The organism is Actinomycetes bacterium (assembly GCA_036000965.1).
GTDB lineage: Bacteria > Actinomycetota > CALGFH01 > CALGFH01 > CALGFH01 > DASYUT01.
The window spans coordinates 1-10800 of the sequence record DASYUT010000129.1 but is presented as its reverse complement, the minus strand read 5'-3'; the positions used below and the strand labels follow the sequence as shown (position 1 = coordinate 10800).

General features: G+C 70.5%; 12 protein-coding genes and 1 pseudogene. 6 read left to right on the top strand and 7 right to left on the bottom strand.

The window, feature by feature from the left end; translation table 11 throughout:
- A partial coding sequence (locus VG276_11220) for a GAF domain-containing protein (protein HEV8649946.1) occupies positions 1–1109 on the bottom strand: 1109 nt, incomplete at its 3' end.
- Positions 1099–1761 carry a DUF4118 domain-containing protein gene (locus VG276_11215; GenBank protein ID HEV8649945.1) on the bottom strand — a complete coding sequence of 221 codons (663 nt, stop codon included), beginning with the start codon at positions 1759–1761 and terminating at the stop codon, positions 1099–1101. The genes VG276_11215 and VG276_11220, both read right to left, overlap by 11 nt.
- 478 nt (positions 1762–2239) lie before the next feature.
- Here VG276_11215 and VG276_11210 point away from each other — a divergent pair, with 478 nt between their 5' ends.
- From VG276_11210 to VG276_11200, 3 genes are all read left to right on the top strand, one after another.
- The gene (locus VG276_11210; GenBank protein HEV8649944.1) at positions 2240–3034 is read left to right on the top strand and encodes a transposase; all 795 of its coding nucleotides are present in this window, start codon (positions 2240–2242) and stop codon (positions 3032–3034) included.
- 122 nt (positions 3035–3156) lie between these two features.
- Positions 3157–3360, top strand: a complete 204-nt coding sequence (locus VG276_11205) for a hypothetical protein (protein HEV8649943.1) — start codon at positions 3157–3159, stop codon at positions 3358–3360.
- A gap of 320 nt (positions 3361–3680) precedes the next feature.
- Entirely contained in the window at positions 3681–4106 is a 426-nt protein-coding gene (locus VG276_11200) for a DUF302 domain-containing protein (GenBank protein HEV8649942.1), read from the top strand.
- Positions 4107–4295: 189 nt separating this feature from the next.
- Here the strand turns inward: VG276_11200 and VG276_11195 are convergent.
- The 5 genes and pseudogenes from VG276_11195 to VG276_11175 form a co-directional block, all read right to left on the bottom strand.
- Positions 4296–4859, bottom strand: a pseudogene (locus VG276_11195) (alcohol dehydrogenase catalytic domain-containing protein).
- Positions 4860–5060: 201 nt separating this feature from the next.
- Positions 5061–5702 (bottom strand): DedA family protein, encoded by a 642-nt coding sequence (locus VG276_11190; GenBank protein HEV8649941.1) that lies wholly within the window; start codon positions 5700–5702, stop codon positions 5061–5063.
- A 49-nt stretch (positions 5703–5751) separates the two neighbouring features.
- Positions 5752–5958, bottom strand: coding sequence for a hypothetical protein (locus VG276_11185; GenBank protein HEV8649940.1), 207 nt, complete (start codon positions 5956–5958; stop codon positions 5752–5754).
- Positions 5955–6683 carry a hypothetical protein gene (locus tag VG276_11180; GenBank protein HEV8649939.1) on the bottom strand — a complete coding sequence of 243 codons (729 nt, stop codon included), beginning with the start codon at positions 6681–6683 and terminating at the stop codon, positions 5955–5957. The genes VG276_11185 and VG276_11180 overlap by 4 nt, the downstream gene beginning before the upstream one ends.
- A 1202-nt stretch (positions 6684–7885) precedes the next feature.
- The gene (locus VG276_11175) at positions 7886–8509 is read right to left on the bottom strand and encodes a hypothetical protein (protein ID HEV8649938.1); all 624 of its coding nucleotides are present in this window, start codon (positions 8507–8509) and stop codon (positions 7886–7888) included.
- A gap of 503 nt (positions 8510–9012) precedes the next feature.
- On the opposite strand from VG276_11175, the gene VG276_11170 reads away from it, so the two are divergent.
- The 3 genes from VG276_11170 to VG276_11160 form a co-directional block, all read left to right on the top strand.
- Positions 9013–9366 (top strand): hypothetical protein, encoded by a 354-nt coding sequence (locus tag VG276_11170; GenBank protein ID HEV8649937.1) that lies wholly within the window; start codon positions 9013–9015, stop codon positions 9364–9366.
- A 658-nt stretch (positions 9367–10024) separates the two neighbouring features.
- Entirely contained in the window at positions 10025–10270 is a 246-nt protein-coding gene (locus tag VG276_11165; GenBank protein HEV8649936.1) for a helix-turn-helix domain-containing protein, read from the top strand.
- A gap of 146 nt (positions 10271–10416) precedes the next feature.
- Positions 10417–10800, top strand: a 384-nt coding sequence (locus tag VG276_11160) for a hypothetical protein (GenBank protein ID HEV8649935.1), incomplete at its 3' end; no start/stop codon positions are given.

Genomic DNA, 10800 nt, shown 5'->3' with positions numbered 1-10800 from the left:
GTGCCCTTGCCGGCGGGGCTGGTGACCTCGAGCGTGCCGCCGAGCGCTTCGATTCGATCGCTGAGCCCGAGCAGTCCGGACCCCTGGCCGGGGTCGGCTCCCCCGATCCCGTCGTCGCGGATCGCCAACCGCAAGATCGCGTCGTGTGTGTCGAGCTCGACGTTCACGACGGACGCGTGCGCGTGCTTGGCGGCGTTGGTCAACGCTTCTGACACCACGTAGTACGCCGCGACCTCGACTGGCTCTGGCAGCCGTCGCTCGGCGTGCAGGTCGAGCTCGACCGGTACCGCCGAACGGCGCCGCAGCGCACTGAGCGCCGGCTCCAGGCCCCCCTCGGACAGGATCGCGGGGTGAATGCCGTGGGAGATCTCCCGCAGCTCGTCAAACACGCTCGCCAGCTCCTCGGCAACGCGCGACAATGCGCCCTGGAGCTCGCCGAGCTGCGGCGGCACCGTCGCCTGCGCCGCGCGCACCTCCAACCCGAGCGAGACGAGCCGCTGCTGGGTGCCGTCGTGCAGATCACGCTCGATCCGCCTCCGCGTCTCATCGGCGGCGGCGACGACCCGCGCCCGCGAGGCCATCAGCTCGGCGCGGCTCTCGGCGGTCGCGATCGCCGTGGCGACGAGCTCCGTGAAGCCCGTGAGACGCGATTCGGTGTCCCGGGGGAGCGGCTGGTGGGTCTGCTTCGAGTGGACGAACAGAGCGCCCCACAACCGCCCCTCGACGACGATCGGGCTGCCGACCGAGGCGCCGATCCCGAGCTCTTCTCGAACGAACGCGGCGATGCGCCCGGGAACGCCGTGGTAGTCGTCTATCCGGACGGGTCGGCCCGTCCTCCAGATCGTCGATGCCAGATCGCCCCCTTCGAGCGGCCACGGACCCCGAACCAATGGGTGCTCGCCTTCGGCGGCCCAGGTGGCCAAGACAGTCAGCGTGTCATCGCTCTCGTAACGGGCCATCCCGGCGAGGTGCGTGCCGAGCAGCCGCCCGACCTCCTCGATGACCGCCGCGAACAGCTCCTCCGGCGGCGCCCCACGCGCCACCAGCGTCGCGACCCGGCGCAACGCCGCCTGCTCCTCGGCCAGCACACGCAACTGCTCACCGCTCAACGACGCTCGCCATCCCCTCGCGATCGCGCGCCACACGCAAAAGCGCCTCGACCGACGCCACCACCCGCTCCCGCACGCGCCGCTCCGTCGTCTGCGGCAGGTCGGCGGGAACCAGCAGCGTGCCGCCGTCGCGCAGTGGGAACGCCGCGCGCAGCTCCTCGCCGGCGACCGCCTCCAGCTCGATCGCCGCAGCCGACAGCGTTAACGCCCGCCCCAGACGCCCTGAGCCGCCCCGCAGCGCGCAGCGCAAGTCGTCCGTGCGCAGCAGCAGGCGAGCCATCATCGCGGCGAGGTCGGCCTCCCCGCGGCGCTTATCGGCCCCGGTCGACCGCAACCGAGCCGGCGCCGCGACCGAGCAGAGCACCACCGCGACGGCGAGCACGATCGTGAGCGCCACCGGGCCCCGCGGATCGGAGGCAACGAAATACAAGGCAGGCACGACGTAATAGAAGCCAAAAGCGGCGGCGCTGAGCACCGCGGTCACCACGCCCAGCGCCAGCCCCCACACGCTCGAGACCACCAGGACACCCACCAGATAGACCGCTCCCAGGCAGATCTCCGGCGCGATCCGGCGCAGCAGGTACACCACAAGCGTCTCCGCCACGATCAACGCGACGGCGACCACGATCCACGACGCGAGGGGAGGCGACATCGGGCGCATTCTGCAGAGACAGCACGTGCGTGCGAAACGACTGCAACCGTACCCCTGCCTCGCCACCACGTGAATCCCGCTCGCTCAGCCGCCTCCGCGCCGCTCCTCGTCGCGCTGGGCGATCTCAGCGGCCGCCGCCGGGACAAGTCGCGCGAGCTCCCGGGCGTCCGCACCGGCTTCAGCCGGTCCAGCGATCTGCATCGCGCGACACGCGTTTTCGGAGCGTCCGTCGCCGGCTGCGGTCCGCCGTCGCCCTCCGCGACCGAGATCGCGACGGCGATCAGAGGAACCGCAGCAGACTCGCCACACCCCTGCTGCGCGACGATGCGGAAGTCTCCACCATATGTCGCCTTCAGTGCCCCCGCGGACGACCGGCAGCCCTCCAGTCAGCATTTAGCGGCGGCTCCGTTCCGCAGGTAACAAGTGCGTGGGTCATCCACGATGGCGCGGACGGAGCCACATACGGAAGGAGCCGGCCGTGGCCAGTGTCTCGCATCTTGGCCCGATTCACCTCGGCTTGGACGTGCACCGCGACACGATCTCGGTGGCGATCCTTGGCCCCGACCACGAGCGTCCCGACGTCGAGCGGATCGCCCATGACGAGGCCTCGGTGCGCAAGCTCGTTGGCCGCCTCGGTGACCCCCGCTGGCTGCGAGCCTGCTACGAGGCCGGCCCCACCGGCTTCGAGCTGGCTCGGCTGCTGGATGGCATGGGTGTGCACTGCCAGGTGATCGCCACGTCGCTGATCCCCAAGGCGCCCGGCGACCGGGTCAAGACTGATCGGCGGGACTGCCGCCGGCTGGCCCGGCCGCACCGGGCTGGGGAACTGGTAGCGATCTGTGTCCCCCCCCTCGCCGAGGAGGCTGTGCATGACCTGTGCCGCGCCCGCGCCGATCTGGTACAAGATTGCACCCGGGCCCGGCATCGGCTGAGCAAGTTCCTGCTGCGCCACGGCCGGGTCTGGCGTGGTGGCAACCCCTGGACGCTGACCCACGAGCGCTGGTTGCTGGCCCAGCGCTTCGACGAGTCGGCGCTTCGCGCGACCTACGCGCACTACCGGGCGGTGCTGGAGGTTCGCGACACCCAGCTGGAGGCCATCCAGGCCGACCTGGCCTGCTGGTATGACCGGGCGCCGTTCGTCGACGCCGTGCACCGCCTGGGCGCCGGCGAGCAGTCGCATCCACGACCCTTCCGACCGGGCCAAGCGCCACCCGATCACCGTCCGGGTGGTGGAGTATCGCCTGGTCGACCCTGGCCGGCGCGCCAAGGCTGACCGCTACCGGCTGGTCACCACGATCCTGGACCCGCCGCGGCCCCCCGCGAACGAGCTGGCCGCCTTGTACGCCGAGCGGTGGGATGTGAAGACCACGCTGGGGGAGCTCAAGACCAGCCAGCGTGGCCCCAAGGCGGTGCCGCGCTCAAGACCCCCGAGGGGTCGCCCAGGAGGTCTGGGCGCACCTGCTGGTCCACTACGCCATCCGCAAGCTCGTGCACCAAGCCGCGCTGGCTGAGGACTTGGACCCCGACCGGCCGTCGTTCACCCGGTCGCTGCAGCTCGTGCGCCGCCAGGTCATCGCCCACGCGGCCTTTTCCCCCTGACCAGATCTCCACGGCCGTCCGCGCCGCGATCGAGGAGATCCTCACCGAGCCGCTCCCACCACGCCGGCTGCGTGCCTTTCCCCGCGCCGTCAAACGCAAGATGAGCAACTACCACCTCAAACGCGCCCACCATCGCGACTGGCCGAGGCCAGCCATGCCGCCCGCACAAGCGTCAGCATCCTGGCACCAACCCTAGCCACCACAAGCTGCCGAAGCCCCTAACCGGGCGGCATTGGCCCCTAGACGGGCGAGCCCCCGGGTACGTGGTTGCATAGATGTTGCATAGATAAGGAGCGTCGTGCTGGTGATGGAGGTACAAGATGGGGTGGCAGTCGGGTGTGGGGCCCGCGGGGGCGCGGCCGACCAGCGGTGTCGTCCACAAACGGAGTCCGCGGTCGGTCGCTGCGACCGTTGAGCGGCTCGCTATGGCGATCCGGGCCGCCGGCGCCACGCTCTTCTTGGTGGTGGACCACAGCGGTGAGGCGCAGCGGGCGGGGATGACACTGCGTGACACCAAGCTGCTGGTGTTCGGGAACCCGGTGGGTGGCACGCCGGCCATGGTGGCGTCGCCGCTGGCGGCGCTTGACCTCCCGCTGAAGGTCCTGGTGTGGATGGATGACGACGGCGCCGTCTGGATGAGCTACCTCGACGCTGCCTGGCTGGCTGCCCGCCATGGCCTGGCCACCGAGCTTGCCGCTCCGCTGTCGGCGGTCGACGGCCTGACCGCCCAGGTCGCGGCCCGATGAGCAGCGATGTTCGAGCTGTCCCCGCCCGGGCCGTTCGTCGAGGCGGTGGAGCGCGCCACCGACGGCGAGGACGGCGCCACCCTGGACGGCGAGGCCTGCGCCGGCCGCCTCCCCGACCACCTGGGCGCCGCGCAGCTCGGCCTGTCGCGCGAGCCGTTCCAGGTCCTCCAGGACCCGGCCGCGCGATGCCACCGCGCCGGCACCGAACACCGCCACGCTGCTGGCCGGGGTCACCTCGGCCAGTTCGGTGGCGTGCCAGCCCGTGACGAACGCGTCCGCCAGCAGCACGAAGTCGTCCTCGAGATCGTCGAACGGCTCACCGGGCACGCTGACGCAGTTGGCGTCGGCGTACGGCACGCGCAGCAGTTGGGCCTGGGCGCCGCGGTAGGGTCCCATGCCCGCGTAGCCGTAGGCGGCGCCGAACCCGCCCGGCCGCACCCGCAGGCAGGCGGCGGTGTAGCCGCGGATACAGTTGAAGCACAGCCCGCAGAACAGATGCGTCGGCACCACCACACGCTCGCCCGGCTGCAGCAGCGTGACCGCACCGCCGACCTCCTCGACGGTGCCGACCGGCTCGTGGCCGAGCACCAGGCCGGGCTCCGCGCCGGTGCGCCCGTCGTACATGTGCAGGTCCGTGCCGCAGATCGCGCTGGAGGTGACCCGGATCACCACGTCACCGGGATCCTCGATCTGGGCGTCGGTGACCTGGTGCACGCCGACCCGCCGGGTGTCCTCGTACACGATCGCCTTCATCAACCAGCCCCTCTCGGCTCGCTGTCTTCAGGTGCCACCGCCGCGGCCCGGTCCGCGCCGGCCAGCAACGCCAGCGGCACATCGCGGGCTCTCGGGAGCACGCTCACCCTGACGGGCAGGCTACGGGATCCGATTTCCCACGACCGGCGCCCGAAATCGTTCGCCAACGATCCAACCCAGACCCAGCAGCCCGAACGCCTCTCAGTGACGCCGGCCCTGTGGAGGTGCGGTCGGCTGCCTGGCGCGGCGGCGACGGCGGATGAGCAGCGCCGCGGTGGCGCCCACGACGATCGCGCCGAGCAGGGCCAGGCCGGCTTGGCCGGCGATGCGCTCCGCCGTGCCGAACGCCCGGCCGGCGGCGTAGCCGAGCAGCACGAACCCGGTCGCCCACAGCACGGCGCCAGCGATGTTGTAGACGGCGAAGGTACGGTAGGGCATCGCCGCGGTCCCGGCCAGGCTCGGCACCAGCGCCCGCAACACCGCGGTGAAGCGTCCCACAAAGACGGCACGGCCACCCAGCCGGTTGATGGCGCTGCTGCCGCGGTCCAGCCGTTCGGGCGTGACCAGCCGGGACGGCGTGTGGGCAAGCAGTCGCCGGCTATAGCGGCGGCCGAGCGCGTAGCCCACGCTGTCGCCAACAACGGCACCCAGCACAGCGGCAACGACGGCCCCGGCAAGGGGGACCCGGTGGTTGAAGGCGAGGACGCCGCCGAGCAGGGCGGCGGTCTCACCGGGGACGACGACGCCGACGAAGGCGGAAGCCTCCAGGGCCGGCAACGCGAAGATGAGGGCCAGGGCAACAACCCCGTGAAGGTTGAGGATGGACTGCACGATTGCGTTCATTGACCCACCCGAATTGCTGTCGCCGCGCCGACCGGGATGACTGGCTCGCTCACCGGCCAGCGCGGCGAAGGCTGGCCCCGACCACGACCACGGCAGCCAGCGGCGGCAACCACCATGTGGCCACGGCGGCGGTGTGCAGCAGCCACGTCACCAGCAGCGCGACCGCCACCGTGGCCGCGACGGTCCAGTCGTCGCCGATGACAAAGCCGTACCAGAACCGTCCGAAGCCCTTGAGCCAGCCAAGGACCAGGGTCATCTGTACGCCTCCTGGACAAGGAGCCTGCGCGCGCGTCGACGCAGCAGCCCGACGTAGCCGGCGGCCGCCAGCAGGTACCACCCGACCAGGACCAGGATCGCGGCGTCGCTGCCTGGCCAGGCGACCCCCAGTCCCTCCACAGCCCAGAACGTCCCGAAGCTGCTGAGCAGCGTTCCCACCAGTAGCTGCAGGGCGCTGCGCGGGATGCGCTGCACCACCTCGCGGGCCAGCAGGCCCGCGCCCGCGACGACCAGGAAGGCAGCGGCCGCGCCGAGGACGGCGCTGGGCAGCGCCTGGGCCGTGAGGCCGAAGCTGACCACGATGAACGCGACCTCCAGGCCTTCCAGCAGCACGCCCTTGAACGACAGGACGAACGCGGTCCAGTCCACGCCGTGGCCGGGGACGCCCTCCCCGGGTGCGGCTCGCTCCCCCATGCCCCGCAAGCCGTTGGCGCTCACCCGACCGATCCCCTTGCGAAGCCACTGCAGGCCGAAGACCAGCAGCAGCAACCCGACCACCAGGCGCAACGCGCCGATCGGCACGGCCGTCAGCGCCGCCCCGAACGCCAGCACGAGCACCGCGAGGACGGCGAGACCGCCGCCGGCGCCGAGCCAGGTCGAGCGCCAGCCGCGGACACTGCCGACGCCCACCACGATGATCACCATCTCGATAACCTCGACCGCTGCGGCAAGGAACGTGGTGACAAAGACCGAGGGGTGGCTCACGGCGAGGTCCCTGCCTCGGGTCCGGTCTGCAGATCGTGGCGGCTCGGCCGGGTGCTCATGGGTGGACCCTTCGGCGCTGCAACTGCTTGGCGCGGGTGACCTCAGGGTCCCGAGGGTCCAGCCGAAGCACCGGCGCCCGCCGCCGGCGCCAGTCAGTCTCCGCCGTCCGGCGCTGCTTGATGATCCGCACTTGCCGCATCCCGTACCGTCCGATGATTGGGTGTATGTCGATCCTCGCTGTCCAGAATCGGGCCGGAGCGGCCGGATGTCTCCACGGCCAGCACCCGTCTGCGCTCCCGGCAGGCTGCCATCTTGGGATGCCGGCCAGCGGTACCCGGAGTTTGGCGCTGGCCACGACGACAGCCGACCCGGTGGCGCCGAAGCGGGAACGTGTCAGGAGACACGGCTCGAGGGACCACCAGGCGGTGCGGAATGCGGCAGACACAACGGAATCCGCCGCGTGGTCCTGTCCAAACCGGCGCTGTCCCCCAGCGCCATCCGAGATCTACTCCAGACCGCAAGAGGGTGACGTGATGACGACCGATCCGCGATCCGCGCTGTCCTCGGACGACCGCGACTACCCGCCAGGACCGCTCGCGGGCGTCAAGCGAGGCGCGACCTCCGATCCCGGCTACCCGCAGCCACAGGCCGCGGAGGTCGAGAGCGCGCGCCTGCTCTCCGACCAGGCCCGTCAAGAGGCTGCACGCCGCCGGGGTTCTCGGACCAAGACATCGACCGGCTGGCCGATGACTTCATCGCCGAGGACCGCGGCGAAGAGACCGGGGCGTTCATCGTCTGGGCGAACCGCGTCCGGCGGGCCGCCGCCCAGGCGGCACACGGCGCTGTCGACAAGCGTTCCGCTACCCAAACGTCGACGGTGACATGTGCCGAAGGTGCGAGGCAGTCCATGCAAGCACCAAGCGCCTGCCACCTAACCTTCTTGCCCTCCAATCGGTCCCAATGCCAGATAGTCCACAGCGCCGCCTCAACCCGCCCGCCGCTCTGCGACAGAAGGCCCCGCCCTAACCTCGATTCTCGGGAGGCAGGCGTGCGCCCGCCTCTTGTGTTGCGCGCTGGCGCGCGGTGGCATCCACGCTGCTCACGGGGCTGTTCAGTCCCTAGGTGGCACTGAGCTCAATCAGTCTTGGGGAAGAAACCTCAATCGTGTCGCGAAGCTGGATTCGGGAATCGGCGAGCGTGGATCAACCCTGCGCGCGGGCAAGCGGTCGGTCACCCAGATCGCCCAGCTCCTCACCCGTGCGGGCACCCCGGTCTCCGCGCAGACCGTCTGGAAGATCTGCGACCGCGAGGGCCTGCCGCGGCTGCGCGGCGACGACACCACGCCCCGTGGCCCCGCCACGCAACTGGCGCCCGTCAAAGCCGCCGCCCTGGACGGCTGGCCGACCGCGCCGGTGGACCTTCACTGTGACCACGCCGGGCTGCTGCTGCTGGCCCCGGCCATGGCCGAGGTCGGCCTGCACGAGCTGATCGGCGGAGCCGGCTACCCGGCCACCACCCAGCTGTCGGCCTGGCACTCCATCGGCACCCTGCTGCTGGCCGCCTCTACCCGGGTCCCCCGCGTCCACCACATCGACAAGCTCACCGACGATGCCGGGCTGGCGTTCTTCCTCGGCCTCGCCGCCTTGCCGAAGGCCACCCACCTGTCCACCTACTCCTACCGGGTCCGCCGCGCCTCCAGCCAGCAGCTGCTCACCGGCCTGGTCCAGCACCTGCGGCCCCTCGGCCTGGCCACCGGCGAGCAGGGCTTCAACCTGGACTTCCACGCCATCCGCCACCACGGCGACGACCCGGTCCTGGAAGCGCACTACCTGCCCTCCCGGTCCCAGCGCACCCGCTCGGTGCGCACCTTCTTCGCAGGCGACCACGCCTCAAACGAGATGGTGTACGCCAACGCCGACATCACCACCACCGAACAAGCAACCGAGATCATCGCCTTCGCCGACTACTGGCAAACGCCACCGGCACCAACCCCGGCCTGCTGGTCTTCGACTCCCAGCTCACCACCTACAAGGTCCTCGACGAGCTGGGCGCCCGCGGCATCACCTGGCTCACCCTGCGCCAGCGCGGCAAGCAAGAGCTCGCCCGGCTTGAAGCACTACCGGCCAGCCAGTGGAAGCACCTCACCATCGACCGTGCCGGCCGCTACCGCCACCCCCACCTGCACGAAGACACGGTCACACTCAAAGGCGTCACCGCGCCGGCCCGCCAGCTCGCCATCAAGAACATCGGCCGCGACCAGCCCACCCTGCTCATCACCGCCGACCAGGTCACCCCCGCCAAGAGCCTGTTCGCCCGCTATGCCGAACGGATGCTCATCGAAAACGAGCTCGACGCCTACATTTCCGGATTCAGCCTCAACGCCCTGTCGTCCAGCGTCTCGCTCAACGTCGACCTGGACACCACCCTCACCGTCATCGCCGGCAACCTCTACCGCCTCTTCGCCCGCAACCTGCCCCGCTACCAGCACACCACCCCCGACACCCTGTGGCGGCACTTCCTCGACGACACCGGCACCCTGCGCATCACCCCCGACGCCGTCACCGCCGACCTCACCCTGCGCAGCCACCACCCCGTCCTCATCGACGCCGGCTTCGCCGACCTGCAACTCCCCATCCCCTGGTGGGACGGCCGGCCCCTGCGCTTCCGCTTCCCACCCCGCTGACCTCCCCCGGGCAGCACCAGCAGCGACCCGACCCGAACATCAACAGCACGGACAGATCACGCGCCACCCGGGACCTCAATCAAATTTCTGCACCGAGAATCGAGGCTAACGAATAACCACCCCAGTCCCGATCTACGCTCGACCCGAAATCGTTCCGAGGACAGCGATGCACCGCGGGTGCTGAGTCCTGCCTCAGAAGGTGATCACCGCGGTTGATCATCGGCGGGCGGCAATTAAGGGTCTCCCGCTCTACTACCGGCCGCAGGGAGACCCGGCTCCTCCATGATGCCGATTCTTACAGCAACCACGACCTGCTACCCATGCCTCCACAATACGAGGCCATGCTGCCCGTACTCCAGGGGCTTGCAACCGCCGAGATGAAGAGAAGGTTTGACCTCCCGTAGACCGCCGCCAAGGGAGGGCTCCAGTGGTGCGTTGAAGCATTGCTACCAGGAGGTGGGGACCTCTCGACAGTCAGCGTCGGGGACTTGGCCCGGTTGGCTGTCAGCTCCCCTAACCCGTACTCCTGAGCTGCCCGTACTTTCGTACGGGTTGGTCTCCTTCGGCCGGCTACCGTCTTCGACATAGACGGCAAAGACGGCAAGGTCGCCCCGTGGTGTCGGCAGCACTCGGCGATCCGGGAAGGAGTTGGCCCCAGTTGCAGGAGAAGCTCAGGCAAAAGCCCCTCAAGCGGGTGGCCTACCGGCCCCGTGAGGTGGCCGAGATGGTCGGCATGTCGGAGTCCGGCGTCCGCAACCTGATCAGGCGCGGGACGCTCCGCGCGGTGCAGTTGGACGGGCGCTGGCTCATCCCGGCCGCCGCCATCGAGGACAAGCTCGGCGTCCAACTCGACGCGAGCACCGCACCCGACGCCGGACACCAGGCCGCGCGGACCCCCGCGTAGACAAGAGCCCGGGCGGTGTCGGCAGCACCAGCCCGGGCCATGCATCAGGAGAGTTGGCCCCATGACGCACCCCGATGGTCGCGCGTCTGCGCTGCCACTTCGTCCTTCTCACCTCCGTAGCGGACAGGCGCCGGGTGGTGGTTCCGATGCGTGAGCCGTGGCCCCCCCTACCCCCAGGCGGGTACCGGGCGCCCGACACGCCGCCGTTTGGCGGCTTCGCCGAGCAGGTCATCCTCTACGGGCTGCTGGGCACCGGCACCGCCGGGCTGCTGGCCTGGACCACCGGCCAGCTCGCCGGCCTCGCCTTCGGCCACACCTGGCTCGACCTCAGCCCCACCGACGTCGCCAGCGTGCTGTGGCAGCTCCCCCACCACTGGAACGACCCCCAGCTCGCCTGGCCCGCCCACACCCAGGGGGCGCTGCCCGGCCCGGCCGGCATGTACGCCACTACAGCCACCGTGGTTGGTGGCGTGGCCGGCGGCACCGCGACCGTGATCCGGCACCTGCCGGGCCGGCCGGCTGGGCACCGG

Excerpts from the sequence above, each read along its gene's own strand:
- VG276_11215 (HEV8649945.1), bottom strand. The coding sequence starts at position 1,761 with ATGTCGCCTCCCCTCGCGTCGTGGATCGTGGTCGCCGTCGCGTTGATC.
- VG276_11200 (HEV8649942.1), top strand. The coding sequence starts at position 3,681 with ATGGGGTGGCAGTCGGGTGTGGGGCCCGCGGGGGCGCGGCCGACCAGC.
- VG276_11190 (HEV8649941.1), bottom strand. The coding sequence starts at position 5,702 with ATGAACGCAATCGTGCAGTCCATCCTCAACCTTCACGGGGTTGTTGCC.
- VG276_11185 (HEV8649940.1), bottom strand. The coding sequence starts at position 5,958 with ATGACCCTGGTCCTTGGCTGGCTCAAGGGCTTCGGACGGTTCTGGTAC.
- VG276_11170 (HEV8649937.1), top strand. The coding sequence starts at position 9,013 with ATGCTCATCGAAAACGAGCTCGACGCCTACATTTCCGGATTCAGCCTC.